At 41.9% G+C, this 18,627-nt stretch carries 10 protein-coding genes; 8 read left to right on the forward strand and 2 right to left on the reverse strand.

Annotation, left to right across the window (positions count from 1 at the left end; translation table 11 throughout):
- The first annotated feature begins 119 nt into the window (after positions 1-119).
- A complete protein-coding gene (locus D0T66_RS04275) occupies positions 120-2,324 on the forward strand; it encodes a hypothetical protein (protein WP_163355956.1) in 2,205 nt (734 codons plus the stop codon).
- 158 nt (positions 2,325-2,482) lie between these two features.
- Here D0T66_RS04275 and D0T66_RS04280 read toward each other — a convergent pair whose 3' ends face one another.
- On the reverse strand, positions 2,483-2,869 hold the full coding sequence (locus D0T66_RS04280) for a VOC family protein (protein WP_163355958.1): 387 nt from the start codon (positions 2,867-2,869) through the stop codon (positions 2,483-2,485).
- A gap of 7 nt (positions 2,870-2,876) precedes the next feature.
- The gene (locus D0T66_RS04285; protein ID WP_163356271.1) at positions 2,877-3,476 is read right to left on the reverse strand and encodes a DUF1349 domain-containing protein; all 600 of its coding nucleotides are present in this window, start codon (positions 3,474-3,476) and stop codon (positions 2,877-2,879) included.
- A 183-nt stretch (positions 3,477-3,659) separates the two neighbouring features.
- On the opposite strand from D0T66_RS04285, the gene D0T66_RS04290 reads away from it, so the two are divergent.
- From D0T66_RS04290 to D0T66_RS04320, 7 genes are all read left to right on the forward strand, one after another.
- On the forward strand, positions 3,660-4,424 hold the full coding sequence (locus D0T66_RS04290) for a response regulator transcription factor (RefSeq protein ID WP_163355960.1): 765 nt from the start codon (positions 3,660-3,662) through the stop codon (positions 4,422-4,424).
- A gap of 144 nt (positions 4,425-4,568) precedes the next feature.
- Positions 4,569-8,483 carry a two-component regulator propeller domain-containing protein gene (locus D0T66_RS04295; RefSeq protein WP_163355962.1) on the forward strand — a complete coding sequence of 1,305 codons (3,915 nt, stop codon included), beginning with the start codon at positions 4,569-4,571 and terminating at the stop codon, positions 8,481-8,483.
- Positions 8,484-8,656: 173 nt separating this feature from the next.
- A complete protein-coding gene (locus tag D0T66_RS04300) occupies positions 8,657-11,221 on the forward strand; it encodes a cellulase family glycosylhydrolase (RefSeq protein ID WP_163355964.1) in 2,565 nt (854 codons plus the stop codon).
- A 55-nt stretch (positions 11,222-11,276) separates the two neighbouring features.
- Positions 11,277-14,225, forward strand: a complete 2,949-nt coding sequence (locus tag D0T66_RS04305) for a TonB-dependent receptor (protein WP_163355966.1) — start codon at positions 11,277-11,279, stop codon at positions 14,223-14,225.
- A gap of 20 nt (positions 14,226-14,245) precedes the next feature.
- On the forward strand, positions 14,246-15,829 hold the full coding sequence (locus D0T66_RS04310) for a RagB/SusD family nutrient uptake outer membrane protein (protein ID WP_163355968.1): 1,584 nt from the start codon (positions 14,246-14,248) through the stop codon (positions 15,827-15,829).
- Between the two features lie 21 nt (positions 15,830-15,850).
- A complete protein-coding gene (locus D0T66_RS04315) occupies positions 15,851-17,575 on the forward strand; it encodes a DUF5114 domain-containing protein (protein ID WP_163355970.1) in 1,725 nt (574 codons plus the stop codon).
- Positions 17,576-17,585: 10 nt separating this feature from the next.
- Positions 17,586-18,626, forward strand: coding sequence for a glycosyl hydrolase 53 family protein (locus D0T66_RS04320; protein WP_163355972.1), 1,041 nt, complete (start codon positions 17,586-17,588; stop codon positions 18,624-18,626).
- Position 18,627: the final 1 nt, after the last annotated feature.

Raw genomic sequence — 18,627 nt, forward strand, 5'->3', positions numbered from 1 at the left:
AGGGACACATCAATCAGCCCTATCGACCTTTTAACCTCGGGCATAACCGGTAGATTTTGAATTGTCCTTATTTGGTAGGAATACTAAACAATAAAACAACCTAACCTTAAAAAATAACGATGAAGAATATTATCAGTATTATTCCTGTATTATTCTTGTTTACAACCTTTAGCTGTAAGAATGGAACAAATAGTGCAGAATCGGAAAATGAGAAAACCGTATTTCAAACGTCACGCGAATGGCGTCCGACAATCGACAACCGCGCAGATGTTGCTATTGTATATGGAGTAGGGGGCAACCCTTCGGATAAATCGGAGCGTATACCATTTGAAGAACGGGTAAAATCCTGGCGCGAGAGAGGATATACTGTCCATTTTATGACGGGTATCGCTTGGGGCGAATATCAGGACTACTTCACCGGAGAATGGGATGGAAAACCGCATCTGGATGAGGGACAGGTACAGCTCAGTGGAGATACTATCTGGCACGGGCATATGGTTCCTTACATTGTTCCTTCTGATAATTTTCTTAAATATCTGAAAGAGAGACACGTCAAGCGTGTTGTCGATGCAGGTATCGATGCCATTTTTATGGAAGAACCCGAATTCTGGGCACGCGCAGGATATAGCGAAGCATTCAAAAAGGAATGGAAAGAATATTACGGCTTCGACTGGCGTCCGCAACACGAATCGCCGGAGAATACCTATCTGGCTAATAAACTGAAATACCATCTCTACTACAAAGCCATTAAAGATGTCTTTACTTATGCCAAGGAATACGGAAAGAGCAAGGGCATGAATGTCCGTTGCTATGTTCCTACCCATTCGCTTGTCAATTATTCGCAATGGCAGATTGTGAGCCCCGAAGCGAGTTTGGCTTCGTTGGATTGCGTCGATGGCTATATTGCACAGGTATGGACGGGAACTTCCCGCGAACCGAACTATTACAACGGAATTAGAAAAGAACGTGTTTTCGAAAATGCTTTCTTGGAATACGGCTCAATGGAGTCGATGACTGCTCCTACAGGACGCAAAATGTTCTTCCTCACCGACCCAATAGAAGACTGGCCCCGCGACTGGGTAGACTATAAAAGAAATTATGAAGCGACCTTTACCGCGCAACTATTGTATCCGAATATTGCCGACTACGAAGTGATGCCTTGGCCTGAGCGCATCTATGAAGGATTGTACCGCACCAGTGCCGATAGCGATGTGAAAGATCGCATACCGAAGCATTATTCGACTCAGATGCAGGTAATGATAAATACGCTGAACAGCATGCCGCTTTCGGATAACAAAGTATCGGGAAGTAGCGGTATCAGTGTTTTGATGGCCAATTCGCTGATGTTCCAGCGATTCCCTACGCATGCAAGTTACGAAGATCCTCAACTTTCCAACTTTTACGGACAAGCGCTACCGTTTCTTAAACGGGGAATTCCGGTAAGTACGACGCATATAGAAAATGTGTCGTATGCCGGAACTTTCAAAAACACTAAAATCCTCTTGATGACCTATTCCAATATGAAACCTTCTTCGGCGGAAGAACACGAACATATAGCCAATTGGGTGAAAAACGGAGGAATCCTTGTATATAGCGGTTCGGATACCGATCCGTTCCAGACGGTGCAGGAATGGTGGAATACAAAAGGCAACAACTATAAAGCGCCGGCAGATCACTTATTCGAGAAAATGAATATCGCGGCGTCGCCCACAGAAGGGGAATATAGTTATGGCAGTGGAACAGTCTACGTTATCCGCACCGATCCTAAAGACTTTGTAATGAAGGAAGATTTGGATCAAAAACTGGTAGATGTTGTGAAATCTTTGTACGAAGAGAAAGCAGGAGCCGGAGAACTTGAATTTAAGAACAACTTCTATCTGGAAAGAGGCCCGTACCACTTGATCGCTGTAATGGACGAAAGCGTTAGCGAAGAACCCTATATAGCGAAAGGATTGTATATAGACCTCTTCAACCCCGAGCTTCCTGTGCTTAGGCAGAAGATTGTTCACCCCGGTCAACAGGCGCTTCTGTATAATGTAGAATCTGTTGCCGATAAGAGCGAACCACAGGTTTTAGCTTCTGCATGTAGGATATACGATGAAGAAATCAAAGGAAAATCATATTCCTTTGTTGCCAAAAGTCCTATCGATACAAAGAATTATATGCGCATATTGCTGCCATCTAAACCATCGGATTGTGAGATGAAGAAAGCGGATGGAACAGTGTTGTGTGATACAGAATGTCTCTGGGATGAGTTCAGCAAAACATGCCTGTTCGTCTTCGATAACGATCCGGATGGCGTATATGTATCTTTAAAGTGGTAAGAATATTCTGACGGAAAACGTTGTGGTTACATGCTTGTAATCCATCGTATACATAGATGATTTGGTTGGTTGACAAGGGGCTGTCGTTTCAGGACACAGCCCTTTGTCTGTTTATTCTTGCTACAGGGGTGCTTTGCTGTTTATTTTCTTCCAATAATTTATGCTGTTATTTCGACATAATTTCCTTCGGGATCTAATACCGCACTTTCATAATATCCGTCACCCGATGTCCTTGGTTCGCTCGCAATAGTATAGCCGTCTTTACGCAGTATTTCGGTAAGCCTGTTTACCTTTTCTTTTTCTCCGAGCGAGATCGCAATGTGCGCCAGTCCTTTCAAATTTCCTCTGCTTGCAGGACTTGCCATATCGGGGATATTCATCAGTTCGATACGTGTCTTGTCATCTCCGAAAGACAAAAAATATGAAGTGAAATTTCTCTTCGGATTCACATATTTTTCTCCGCAACCGAGATTAAAATACTTCATATAAAATTCGCGAAGTAATTCAATGTCTTCGGCATAAATAGCGATATGTTCTATTCTCATTTTGATATTACTCCGCATTGTTTTTCAGCCAGTTCAACCTGCGTTGATCGGGCAGGTGCTTTACCGAAAAATTTTCAAACTTGGCTGCAAATCCGTTACCGTCGGGACAGGCTCCCATCAGCCCGACCATAACTGGGCGGTTATCCTGCAACCATGCGTTGCGCATCATCACATAATTCTTGTCATCGAAAGAATAAAATACTTCTACGGCATCTAATCGTCTTACGGCCTTTATCCATACAAACGGCACGGGTTTGTCCAGAGCGATAACACTCCAGTCGCTTGTCTGGTGAGTGACGACCGTACTTAAATTATATTTGCCGTCTACATACTCGATCCCGGCTTTTATATAATTTTCGTGATCTATGCGCAACATCAGTCCCGACTGGTCGAATCTTACTTTGTAATCTCCTGATATTTTCACCTTTACTTCAAATTCTCCTCCGTAGGTCGCATAATAAAAAGGCGCATCATCCACCGTAAACCCGTAATGAGAAATACGCCAATAGTCGCTTTGTGGCGTTACGTACATAGAAAGGGAATTATTTTTAATCTCCCATTTTTCCGGCTCATTAAACCATTGCATTTTTTCCAGGTTTTGAGCCATTGTCCCTGTTGTCGTCAAAATCAGTATGCAAAAAATCAAAAACTTATTTATACGTGACATATTAAAAGGTTTTATTTATTAGTAAATATTTAAAAGAAATAACCATATAAAAAACTATCTTTACAAAGATAAAGGGCTGTAAAATAATAGGCAATACTTATTAATAACCATTTTTTTCTGAAGATGAATATCGTATCTGCATTGAATGAAGAACTTTTGAAGCAACCGTTTTCCAAAGACAAAGGAGAAACCGATTTACTTGCGCAATATCAACAAGTTGCATACAGCTATTCCCGGCTGGAGAACTCAATGGCTGTCCTTAGCGATTTGAAAGAAAATAAGAGCTATATATACAATGGCGGCGTTGCCCAAGCATTGGGTATCGGAGACAAGGGCAGTGTAAAAAATATAAATTCGATATGGGAAGAAGACATTTTTGACAGAATCCATCCCGAAGATCTCATGAAGAAGCATACTCTTGAACTTCAATTTTTTCATTTACTGAAATCCATGCCCGTAGATGAACGTCCCGATTACTATGTCAGAAGCGAAATGCGAATGAAAAATAAAGACGGAAAGTATGTAAACATACAACACCGGATGTTTTATGTCAGTGGTTGCATCGTCGGAAACTTATGGCTGTCGCTTTGCCTCTACAATTTTTCGGAGGCGAGAGCCGAACATGGACTCTCCGATGGGGTAATCATTAATTCGGCGACAGGAGAAGTCCTTCAACCCGACAGGAATAAATGTAGTAATATCTTGACAAAGAGGGAGAAAGAAATATTATCCTTGATTGAAAAAGGAAAGATGAGTAAAGACATTGCCGATATATTGTCGATCAGCATTTACACAATCAGCAGGCATCGCCAGAATATACTGGAAAAACTCCGGGTTAAAAATTCGCTTGAAGCATGCCGGGTAGCTAATTTGATGGGGTTGCTGTAAGAGTTTAGTCACCAGTATGATATAAACGCGGTATTTGCCTCGTCGATGGCTGGAATTTATTAATATAAAACTAAAGGAATTCACCGGATATTAATTCTACATAAAAATGGATTATATTTGTATTACTATGATATAACCGGCTAAATGTATAAAAATTTACTATACATAATTACTCTCCTTTTGTTTAGCCCCCATTTGTGGGGTCAAGCCTCAAATTATCAAATATTTACAAATATCATTCCCAGTACCGAAGCCTCTACTATCAATTGCTTTGCGCAAGATACTCAAGGGCTTATCTGGATTGGTACTAACAGAGGGCTGTTTAGCTATGACGGATATTCCGCCCAGCAACATTTTACTTTTGGCGAGAAGAACAATACACTTATACACTCCATGTTAGTGTATGAGGATTCTAAATTGCTGTTGGCTACTGATAATGGCTTGCTGATATATGATTATAAGACCGACCGGTACGAAGAGGATGGTACGGATTTTCCTTCAGATGTAAGGGCTATAGCCAAGCGTGACAATATCCTTTGGATTGGCTCTCTCAACGGGTTATTCAGATATAATTTAGAGACAAAAGAGATAGAGCATATCCGTAAGGGTATCTATTCAGGCCTTCCGCATAATACTATCTATTCCATAGTGACAACGCTGGATAATGCGCTATATATCGGGACATACAATGGGCTTTGTAAGTATATCCCCGAATCTGATAGCTTTGAAATAATCGCCCTGCCTGTTGACAATAAAAGGAGCAACCAATTTATAAACTCATTGCTGGAGGACACAAATACCCGGGATATATGGATAGGCACAGAAGGTGCATTATACAAGTATTCACCCGATAAAAACGAGATAGAAGAAATCAATTTCTTCCACAACAACTCCATAAAATCACTGGCTATCGACGGCGACAATAATTTAGTGTTGGCAACGGATAATGGCTTGTATACCTATAATCACGCCGATAAGAGTACTGCCCATTTTGTGCACGACTCCCGAAACAGCCGATCGCTGAGTAATAATATTATTTGGGGAGCATTCGCTGATAAGGAAAAAAACATCTGGCTGGGTACCGATTATGGTATCTCTTTGTCGCGCAACAATAAGTCTTTACAATCGATACCTATCTCACAAGTTACCGGCATTGGCGATGGCAACCGATTCCATTCCATTTTTAAAGATTCGCGAGGTAACTATTGGTTTGGAGGGACAAACGGCCTGATATTTTCCCCATCGTTAACCGAACGTACCGATAATGCAATCTGGTACAGGATGGGCGATTCGAAATATCCCATATCGCACAACCGCATCAGGCACATATATGAAGATAAGGACAACAACTTGTGGGTAGCCACAGATGGTAGTATCAACAGATATGATTATCAGCGAAAACAATTTGTGCATTACACGATAGTTGATAGTACGAATACGCTGAACTCGAACTGGGCATATCATATCTTCGAAGACGATAAAGGCCAGTTGTGGATAGCTACCTGCCTTGGTGGTATATTCGTAGTCAATAGAGATCGGCTGTTAAATTCGTCAGGCACTTATGTCGCCGAGATGAATTATTCTACCGGGAATGGGTTGTCGGGCAATTTTATCAACCAGATTATACCCGATCATTCGGGTAATGTATGGGTATTGCTCTACAATAACGGAATCAATAAAATAAACACGAATACCCACACTGTTGAAAAATTTCCAATAAAACAAGGGACAACTGATGAGAATCCCAACTATGTGATATGCGATGACGAAGGCTTCCTTTGGGGTGGCTATCGTGGCGGAATAGTGCGCATAAATACCAAGACTGATAGTTCTGATTTCATAAAGCTCGACAATTTCAGCAGCAGTGAAATCCTTTCATTGATTGAGGTCGGTAATAATATATGGATTTCAACGACGGAAGGCCTTTGGGTACTGGATAAGAAAACAAATGGCGTAAAAAGGCTGAATATCACGAATAAATCTTTTACATGCTTTTTCTTCGATAAAGACGTAAACAAAATATACATGGGCGGAGTCGATGAGTTCACCGTTTTGTCGCCGGATATACAATATGAGAATTTTACAGGCTCACAACTCGTACTCACCGCTCTTTACATTAACGATAACTTATTCCAGCCAGCGACCGCTCAAGAGGGTAATGGCATCCGCTATCTGGATGAAATAGAACTGAACCACAATCAAAATAACTTAGCTTTCGAATTCTCGGATCTAATCTATTCGGAAGAGGAGGCGGGGAAATTTGTTTATAAACTGGAAGGTGTTGACACAGATTGGAATATAATCAGACAAAATATTAATCGTATAAACTATACGAATCTGGAATATGGAAACTACAAGCTGATAATAAGCCGTCTCGATTCTTCGGGGAAACCATCGGATATTTCACGTACCTTTTTCATACGCATAAATCCGCCGTGGTATTATACGTTATGGGCAAGATGTATCTATGCAATCTTGCTGTTAGCTCTTATCGTGTGGATTATCAATTTCTTCCGTGTACGGCACAACTTGAGGATTGAACGGATAGAGAAGGAAAAGACTGTTGAACTGACAAATCTCAAGATTGATTTCTTCACCAATGTTTCGCACGAATTTAAGACACCTCTGAGCCTTATTATAGCGCCAGTCAGCAAATTGCTATTGGAGACAAAAGACGCTTCGAAGAAACGGCTATTGGAAAATGTGCAGCATAATGCCCTGAAATTAAATTCTCTTATACGGCAAGTCCTGGAGTTTAACCGGACTGACAGCGTATCCAATACCAGCCTGATGTTGTCGAGAGTAGAGTTTGTCGAATTTGCCGGAAGTCTCTATTCTATTTATCAGGAAGGATATAAAGATAAGAACCTGAACTTTTCTTTCCATACTAACCACGAGAGGATATTCGTAAATATTGATGTACTGAAAATAGAGTCGGTATTGAATAACCTGCTATCCAATGCCTGCAAATACACGAAAGAAGGTGGCCGTATAGATTTTGTGCTAAATTATAAAGATGATGAAAAGGTGCTGGACATTATCCTTTCCGATCAGGGAATCGGTATACCCGCAAATGAAATGCCTTATATCTTCGAGCGTTATTACCAGACCACTAAAACCGCAGGAAACAAAGAAGGTACAGGTATCGGGCTCTATCTGGCCAAAACTTATACGGAACAGCATGAGGGCAAAATACATATAGCGTCGGAGGAAGATAAAGGAACCACTATCACCATCTCTTTGCCTGTTTCTGTAGAAGAGAACGATATTAGCGATGAGCAAGTGGAGACTTCTGCCGATGACAGCAGTCCGTTAATATTGATTGTGGATGATAACCCCGAGATTGCCGATTTTATCGGTCAGACATTATCCCGCAGATACAGATGTATGATTGCCCACAACGGCAAAATGGGATTGGAGATGGCAACAGGCAATAGTCCCGATCTGATAGTGGCCGATATAATGATGCCTGTAATGGACGGCCTCGAGATGAGCCGGAGAATCAGACAAAATATGCCGACATCGACTATTCCTATCATTTTGCTGACCGCCAAAGATGACAAAAGCACGGAGTTGGAAAGCATAAACCTGAATGTGGATGCATTTATCCCCAAACCATTTGACCCGGAACTATTGCTTTCGCGTGTAAACCAGCTGCTGAAAAGCAAACAGCAGATAGAAACGAAGTTAAGGATAGAATCGATAGATACCCCTAAAGCAATAGAAGCCACTTCTCCGGACGAGAGGCTTCTTTCCCAGATTATTCAGATAATTGAGAATAAGATAGCCGATCCCGATCTGAATGTAAACTCGCTTAGTACGATTTCGGGGATTGGTTCCAAACAAATTTATCGTAAAATAAAGCAACTTACTGGTTTGTCTCCCGTGGAATATATAAGATCGATACGGTTGAAAAAGGCAGCTATGCTCCTGTCGCAAAATAAATTTACGGTAGCCGAAGTCATGTATATGGTTGGTTTCTCTAATCACTCATATTTTTCCAAATGTTTCCAGTCGGAGTTTGGTAAAACACCAAGACAATTTATGGAAAATACTTAAATATTACTGAAAAACAGTATTTTAAGTATATCGATGTCCGATTAGTTAAACTTTTCGGATGTCCTTTTTCTGTTCATATCTGTCTAATTTGTGCAGTATATCTACCCCATTAATCGGCTAATTTTGACTTATCCTTAAATAATCGGGAAAATCTAAATTAGATCGAATCTGCCATGAAAGTTTTTATTACGACATTATGCTGTCTGATGTTCACCTGTTCTTTGTGGGCACAAAAGGCGCAAAATATTCCTACTGTTTACGTTGATAAATCAGGTGTAATGCGCTGGTCGGATACCCGTCAGGAGGCGTCTTTTTATGGTGTAAACTATACGTTGCCGTTTGCACATGCCTACCGAGCAATGAATTATCAGGGAAAGAGCCATAAAGAAGCCATAGACAAAGATGTATACCATATGGCTCGCTTGGGTTTCAATGCTTACCGTATTCATGTGTGGGATGTAGAAATTTCGGATGGCAAAGGAAATTTAATAGCCAACGACCACCTCGATTTATTGGACTACCTCATTGCAAAACTGAAAGAACGCAATATAAGGATACTGATAACCACCATGACGAATTTTGGCAATGGTTATCCCGAAAGGAATCAGGATACGGGTGCATTTTCGTACCTGTATGATAAATGCAAAGTACATAGCGATGAGGATGCCATCGTGGCACAGGAAAATTATATTTCGCAGTTTGTGAAACATGTTAATCCTTACACCAAACAGTCTTATAAAGATGATCCATATATTGTCGGCTTCGAAATCAATAACGAGCCTTGCCATGCCGATGCACCTCAACAAACAGAAGCTTACATCAATAGGATGCTCGCAGCATTAAAGAAAGCCGGAAACTCTAAACCTGTATTTTATAATGTGAGCCACAACATGGAGCATGTGCAGGCCTATTACAACACATCGATACAAGGCACAACGTATCAATGGTATCCTATCGGCTTGGTTGCCGGACATACACGTAAAGGTAATTTTCTGCCATATGTGGACAACTACGATATCTCATTCTCCAATGTGAAAGGTTTCGCTAAAAAGGCGAAAGCTGTCTACGAATTCGATCCTGCCGACATCACATATTCCTATATGTATCCGGCTATGGCACGTACTTTCCGCTCAAATGGCTTTCAGTGGATTACGCAATTTGCTTATGATCCGATTGATATAGCCTGGGCAAATACCGAATACCAGACGCACTTCCTGAATCTGGCTTATACACCGAACAAGGCCATCAGTATGAAAATAGCGGCGGAAGCAGCCTACTCCGTACCAATGAAGAAGCAATATCCTGCATATCCGAACGATACTATATTTGATAGTTTCCGGGTTAGTTACACGCAGGATTTGAGCGAACTGAATATCCCAGAGAAATTTTATTATTCGAATAATACATCAACCATTCCTGTGAATACCGGAAAACTACAATCTGTTGCAGGTTGCGGCAGTTCGCCTATTGTTTCTTACGAAGGCACAGGAGCTTATTTTATCGACAGGTTAGAATCCGGATTATGGCGGCTGGAGGTAATGCCGGATGCAGTACAGATAAACGATCCGTTTGCAAAACCATCCTTAAATAAAGAAGTAGTAACTATCGCTTGGAATGAATGGAATATGAAGATTAGCCTTCCCGGTTTAGGTGAAGATTTTATAATTAGAACTATCAATAGTGGAAACAGTCATAATGGGTTATCAAAAGGTATTGGCTTTTCTATAAAACCGGGAGTCTATCTTCTTTGTAATAAAGATTATCAACCGAACAAGGATTGGAATGCATCTACCAAATGGGGGAATATAACCTTGGGTGAATATGTTGCTCCCGAAGCTCATGCCAAAACATTCTCGGTGGTTCATAATCCGGCGAAAATAGCTGAAGATAAGCAACCTCTGCAAATCGAAGCACAGATTGTCGGACCTTCTTTTCCCGATTCTGTAATCATTTACACGGATAAAATATCTTTTTGGTCACCAAGCAATCCATATATAAAAATGGAGAGAGTGCATGGCTACACATACAGAGCCGGCATTCCTGCAGATATGATAAAAGATAATAATCTGAAATACAACATCATTGTATGCAAGGATGATAAAAGCTTTACATATCCTGCCGGGACAGAGGGAAATCCGCTGGATTGGGATTTTTACGAGAACAAATACTATGAAACCAGAATCGTTAATACCGAAGCTCCTGTCGAACTGGTGAAGATTACTGACGGATATAGCAATATTGAAACCTATGGCATACCCGAAAGCTCTTATATAATAGGCAAACTGACAGGGAATGATTTGACAGAAACGAACAGGATAAAATACTCTTTCTCCGTTAAGGATACAGAATCCCGTTTCTACTGGCGCAAATATATTAAAGATGAAGTTTCCGCTCGAAAAGCAGTATTGCAGAACACCAAGTCTCTATACTTGAATGTAAGCAATGCAAAAGGCATAGATAGGCTTAAAGTTGGATTGGTGACTTCCGACGGTTTCACCTACACATCTGTTCTGAACCTCGATGCCGGAACCGGCTTATATAAAATATCTTTAGAAAGCCTGCAACAAGACAAAACCGTGTTGCTCCCTGCTCCATACCCCATATTCCTCGAACGTTACTTTACACCCGCGACAAAGCTCCCGTTCGATATAGAAAAAATAGAAATGCTTATACTCTCTACCATGGATAACATAGATGAAAAGTCATCGGTTGAATTGGGGGATATGTGGCTGCAATAATGTCAATGCCAATATTATACAAAAATAAATACCTTAATTTAAATAATTTATAGACATGGAAAAATACAAAAAAAATGTTCGATTCCCATTACTTTTGCTGTTCCTCATAGTGCCGCTGTTAGCAAATGCACAGAACAGAAATGTAACAGGAATTGTAACGGACGAAACGGATGAGCCTATAATTGGTGCGGTAGTTAAAGTTCCCGACACAACTGTAGGCGTAATCACCGATTATGACGGAAGGTACACAATAGAAGTGCCGGCCGGTATGAACCAACTCGAATTCTCATTTCTGGGCTACGAGCCACAGCTTATTACAATTACCAACAATAACCTCCATGTGAAATTGTTGCCAAAATCGATGGAACTGACAGATGTTGTTGTCATCGGTTACGGTACTCAGCGCAAAAGTGACCTTACAGGCTCGATAAGTAGTGTAAGCAGCAAAGATTTCAATGATGGGCTTATCAGTTCTCCTGAACAGCTTATAAATGGTAAGGTATCAGGGGTTCAGATAATGTCAAACAGCGGTTCGCCTACAAGCGGAAGTACAATCCGCATCCGTGGAGGTGCATCTCTGAATGCCAGCAACGATCCGCTCATCGTCCTCGACGGTGTGCCATTGGAAAGTGGAGGAATAAGTGGCAACACAGGCAACTTCCTCAGCCTTATCAACCCTTCGGATATCGAGAGCATGACAGTGCTGAAAGATGCCTCATCTACTGCTATTTACGGTTCCCGTGCTTCGAATGGAGTAATCATTATAACCACAAAGAAAGGAACAGGTAGCGGCATAAAAGTAACATTCAATACGACCAGTTCTGTGCAGACACGTACAAAGATGGTGGATATGTTAAGCCGGAGCGAATTTGTAGATGTAATAAACTCAAAGGGTACAAATTCACAAAAGGCATTATTGGGGACTGCATCTACCGATTGGAATGATGAGGTATTTCACACCGCTTTTGGCACCGACAACAATCTCAGCGTAGCAGGCCGTATAGCCGAAAACTGGCCTATCCGTGTATCTGTCGGCTATTATAATCAGGATGGTTTGGTTCGTACCGATAATGCCGAACGTTTTACGGGTAGTTTTTCCCTGACGCCATCATTCTTTAATGATCATCTCAAAGTTAGCGTTAACGCAAAAGGCTCACTCAACAATAACCGGTTTGCCAATACAAGTGCTATATGGGCAGCCTCAACTTTTAATCCTACTTCGCCGGTGTATTCGGGCAATAACGAATATGGCGGCTATTGGGAGGCTATCGACAGTAATGGAAAACCGGCAAATGGTGCCGTTATAAATCCACGGGGGCTGATAGACCAGAACAAATCTACCAGTAAGGTACAGCGTTTTATTGGAAATGCTGATGTAGATTATAAAATGCATTTCTTGCCCGAATTGAGATACCACCTGACTTTAGGATATGACTATGCCGAAGGAAAAGGCTCTGTATATATCCCTGCCGAGGCGGCGGAATACTATAATACAGCCGGTAAAGATTATAATTATGGACCACAGAAGAATATCAATCGCTTGCTGACAACATACCTGAATTATAATAAAGATCTCGATAATATAAAGAGTGTTGTGGATGCAACGCTGGGTTACGACCATCAATTCTGGAAAAGTACAAGTCCGGCTTATGTCGAAACTAACACCAAAGGCGAGATACAATCGTCGATCGCTGCCACCGATCAGCGACATGCTTTGATTTCCTATTATGCACGTCTGAACTATACATTCGATTCGCGCTATATGTTGACGGCAACAGTCAGAGGAGACGGAACATCGCGCTTCCACAAAGACAATCGTTGGGGTACATTCCCTTCTGTTGCTCTCGCCTGGAGAATTAATGAAGAATCGTTTCTGAAAAATAACCGTACCATCAGTAATCTTAAACTACGGGCAAGTTATGGTATTACCGGGCAACAAGATGGCATCGGGAATTATAACTATATGCCGGTTTATACGTTGAGCCAGAATGGAGCACAAGTGCAATTTGGCGACCAATGGTATTATTCGTATCGCCCCGAAGCCTATGTCGAAGACCTTAAATGGGAAACCACTACATCATGGAACTTCGGACTCGATTTTGGATTTCTGAAAGACAGAATCAGCGGTTCGGTCGACTTCTATACACGCCAGACCAAAGATTTGTTAGCAACAGTTCCATCGCCGGCCGGCTCTAATTTCAATAAAAATATTCTTACGAATGTAGGGAATGTAGATAGCCACGGTATCGAGTTTTCGTTAAACGCAACGCCTATAGACACCGAAGACTTTACCTGGAATGTGAGTTACAATATGACGTGGCAAAAGATGAAAGTAAAAAACCTCTCACTGATAGATGGCGGAGCTGCAACCAATACATTAGTAGGCCCTACGATAGATAGCTACCAGTTCCAAGTGCTTTCCGAAGGCTATGAACCATATATGTTCTATGTGTATCATCAGCTTTACGACGAAAATACAGGGATGCCTGTGGAAGGAGCATATGCCGACTTGAACAATGATGGTGAAATCAATTCTTCCGACTTGTATCGCTATCACTCTCCGGCGCCCGATTTTATTTTCGGTCTCAGCACTTCGCTCCGCTACAAGAAATGGAATCTTGGAATGAGCTTCCGCGCCAATGTGGGCAACTACGTATACAATGGTATGGCTATGAACACAGGTGCGTGGAGTACAGTGAGCTATAACGATGCTCAAATCAACAATCTGAACAAGAGTTATCTTAAAACAAGATTCCAAAACCGTCAGTATCTATCCGACTACTATGTAGAGAATGCCTCGTTCCTCAAAATGGACAATATTTCCTTGGGATATAATTTCGGACGTATCAACGATTGGTTTAGCCTCAATGTGAGCGCCATGGTACAGAATGTATTTTGTATAACCAAATACAAAGGCGTAGATCCGGAGGTGCCAAATGGGATGGACTTATCATTCTATCCGCGCCCACGCATCTTCTCCATTAGTTTAGGGTTCGATTTTTAATTTCTTTAAACAAAACAGCAATGAAAAAAACAATATATATACTATTATTTGCAGGCCTTGTGGCTATGAGTTCCTGCCTGGACGATCTTGACCAAACACCTCATATCGAGGATACTACCGAAAATGTATATAGTTCCGCTGCTAATTACAAATCCGTGCTGGCCAAACTCTATGCCGCCTTTTATACTGCAGGACAGGAAAAGGGAGGAAATAAGCCCGATCTGGATAGCAATAGCGGACAAGACTATATGCGCTGCTATTTCAATTTGCAGGAATGCGGCACCGATGAAATTGCTTCTACCTGGCTCGAAGGCGATAAAGTCTCCGATCTCACCTATCTATCGTGGGATGCAAACGACCCGTGGGTATCGGATATGTATTATCGCATATTTTATAATATCTCGCTATGCAACGAATTTCTTCGCAATGCCGGGGATGAACAAATAGCTAAGTTTACGGAAAGCGAACAGGCCGATATACGCCATTATCGTGCCGAAGCCCGTTTCCTGCGGGCATTAGCATACTATCATGCAATGGATCTCTTCCGCAATATCCCCTTTGTGACCGAAAACGATCCGGTAGGGACATTCATTCCGCCACGTTACGAAGCGAAGCAGGTATTTGAATTTATTGAAGCAGAGTTGACTCAGATTGATACTGATTTACTTTCCAGAGGTGACTGTGAATACGGGCGCGCACCTAAATCGGCTGCTTATGCATTATTAGCAAAAATGTTGCTGAATGCAAAAGTATATATCAATGAAGAGCGCTATACAGATTGTATTACGAATTGCAAAAAAGTGATTGCCGAAGGTTATACTCTCGAACCCGAATACCAGAAACTATTTAATGCAGATAACCATAAACGCACGAATGAAATCATCTTTGCCTATGCTGTGGATGCGGAAAAGGCTGTTACATGGGGATCTACCACTTACATCATATGTGGTGCTGTCGGCAACAGTTCCGATTATCAGAATCCGGGAGATTATGGTGTAACCAGCGGATGGGGCTCGTTCCGCGTGCGTGGCGATATACCTAAGCTTTTCAAGGCTGGAGACGAACGCGCTTTGTTTTTCACTACAGGGCAGACTCTTGAAGTAGATATCGTTGATGATCAAAGCAACGGCTATTTTGTAACCAAGTGGACTAACCTGACTGATGCGGGAGAGCAAGCTTCGAATACGGCTGAAGGAGGTGTAAATACCGATTTCCCTGTCTTTCGTCTGGCGGATATATATCTGATGCTGGCTGAATCAGTAGCCCGCGGAGGTTCAGGAAGCTCTACAAGCGAAGCCTTGGGATATGTAAATGACCTACGCCAACGTGCTTTTGGAAGCGCATACGCAACTGTCGGCAAAGTGACTGAAAGCGAAATGTTGTTGCCCAATTTTTTCCTCAATGAACGGGCAATGGAATTATATTGGGAGTGTACCCGCCGTACCGACCTTATACGCTTCGGAAGCTTTACATCCTCAACATATCGCTGGGAATGGAAAGGTGGTGTGAGAAATGGTAAAGCTGTAGATGAGAAATATAATATCTACCCGATTCCAGCAACTGACCTTACGGCAAATCCGAATCTATACAATGAAAATTATTAATTGACAAATAACTGTTTGCATATGAAAACAATAAACAATATATATAAAACATTCTCGTGGCTGTTGGTCATGCTGATACTGATGACGGCCTGTAAAAATGATGGCGACACGATATATCTTTCCAGCACCGAAAGTAGCGATTTTGTTATTACCGAAAGTAATGTGAGACTATCAAAGGAAAATTCTACAGCTATTGTCCTTTCTTTAGCTTGGACTAAAAATTCATTTTTGGCTGTAAGCGATCCTTCAATGTCAACTACGGCAACTGTTTCTTATTATATCCAGATATCAACGACGAGCGATTTCAGCTCGAACATTATTGAAACTCTGGACAATAATTTCTCGAAGGCATATACCGGAGCCGAACTTAATACAATCGCAAAAAATCTGGGAATAGAGCCGGACAATGAGACGCCTGTCTATTTCCGTATAAAGTCCGTTACCGGGGTAAATATGGATGGGCCTTACAGCGATGTGGAAACCGTGAATATAACCTCTTACCTGATAGATATGTCAGTCGGGTATGTACTCGATACCGATAAAGTGGAAACAGGCACAACGCTTCATTCTCCGTCGATAGACGGTATATACACCGGCTTTATGGGAGCTTCGGGGTGGTCTAACTTCTATTTACTCGAAGGGGATGGTACTATCTGGGGCAATGATGCTGTGAGTGGTACACCTTTCATTATGTCATCCGAAAATGATAATAACAAACGCTGGAATTTCTGGTTCCCTGGTGTTACAGGATGTTATTATACCGAAGTGAATACAAATATGAAACAATGGTCGGCTCTGTTGCTTCCTTCATTGACTGCAAGTGGAGATATCAATGCCGAAATGACTTTCGACCGTCCTAATGTAAGATGGACTACCACTTTTAACGCAACAGTGGCTGCAACATTGAATGTGAAATTGAATACTGTTGGCAAACAATATGATTATTCAACAGGAACAGATGATAATGCAGCAAAAATTACCCCGGTTGCCTTTGCACAGGAGGGACAAAATATAGTATTTGCACCTCAAGCCGGAGATATAACAGTGACAGTGCCCGAAGCAGGGACTTATACACTGGTAGTAGACCTGAAGCAGCCGGGAGCATGGACATGTACAGTTGTAAGTGGATCGGAAGAGCCTGATCCTGTGATTCAAAACCTCTATCTGCCGGGAATAGATGATGGTATAAGCGGAAGTTGGACTTTCGATAATTACATGAAGCTCTACGATGAAGATGAACTGAATTATGCAGGTGTATTCAATGTCAACTCGCTATGGGGATATAGTATCAATATAGAAGAAGATAATTGGGACGATAAATATACAATGGTAGAAGGTGGAACAGCATATGCAGGCTCATTAGAATTCAAGGGGCAGAACAACGTTGCAGCTCCTACAGCCGGACTATATTTGATAGAAGCCTCTTTGATTCAGTTTACCTATAACCTTACAGCAGTGGGAAATCAGGTTTATGTAGTAGGATTGCATGACGTATGGGATTTCAATACTCCATTAGCTGCAACATCTACACCGGGAGTATATGAAGGGCAAGTTGCAATCAACAGCGCCTCGTCGTGGGGTTTTGCCATCCATCTGGTAAACGGCGACTGGGATCGTAAATTTGGCGGTTCGGAAGGCAAGTTGTATTACCGCGGAGATAATATAAAAGACGATGCCTCACTTTCCGCAGGTACCTACTTGGTGAAGGTAGACCTTATCAATGAAACATATAGTATCACTCAATAACAGAATGGCCATGAAACTGAAAAATAGTATATTAGCAATAGTAATAGCTTTATTTGCATTTACATCGTGTAGTGATGATGACAAGCCTACATTTCCCGATCCACCTGTGGTTGAATACGATATGACCGGTTTTGCAAAAGGCGCGGATGTGAGCTGGCTCACCGAAATGGAGAAAGCCGGCAAGAAATTCTATAATTCTGATAATGAAGAAATGGAATGCCTGACTTTGTTGCGCGATCTTGGATTTAACTCCGTACGCTTACGCGTATGGGTTGATCCGGCTGATGGTTGGTGCAATACCAGCGATATGCTTGTAAAAGCATGGAGGGCAAAAAATCTGGGTATGCGTGTTATGGTTGACTTCCATTATAGTGATAGCTGGGCCGATCCGGGGCAACAAACCAAACCTGCGGCATGGGCAGACCTTAGCTTTGAAGACTTGAAAAAAGCGTTGGCAGATCATACAACAGAAGTGCTCGCAGCATTGAAAGGGATAGGTGTTACTCCCGAGTGGGTACAAATAGGTAACGAAACCATGAACGGTATGCTTTGGGAAGATGGCAGCTTGCTGGCGAATGTGAGGAATTATGCGGAGTTGAACAATGCCGGATATGATGCCACCAAAGCTATCTTTCCGGATGCTAAGGTAATCATTCACCTCGACCGCGGACATCGGAATGACATGTACCGTCCGCGTTTCGATGCCCTGAAAAATAATAATGCCAAGTGGGATGTAATCGGCATGTCGCTTTACCCGACCGAGAATAATTGGGAAACGCTCGTAAACGATTGCTATAATAATATGCTGGATATGGTAGAACGCTACGGTTCGGATGTAATGATATGCGAAATAGGAATGGACTGGGATCAGGCCGAAGCTTCTAAATCGATGCTCACTGCATTGATCGGGAAAACCAAGGCTGTGCCCGACGGAAAAGGCTTGGGCGTTTTCTATTGGGAGCCGCAATCGTATGGCAGTTGGAATGGTTATACCAAAGGAGCCTTTGACGAATCGGGAAAACCGACTGTAGCTCTCGATGCTTTCAAATAAC

The organism is Dysgonomonas sp. 25, from assembly GCF_010501075.1.
Lineage (GTDB): Bacteria > Bacteroidota > Bacteroidia > Bacteroidales > Dysgonomonadaceae > Dysgonomonas.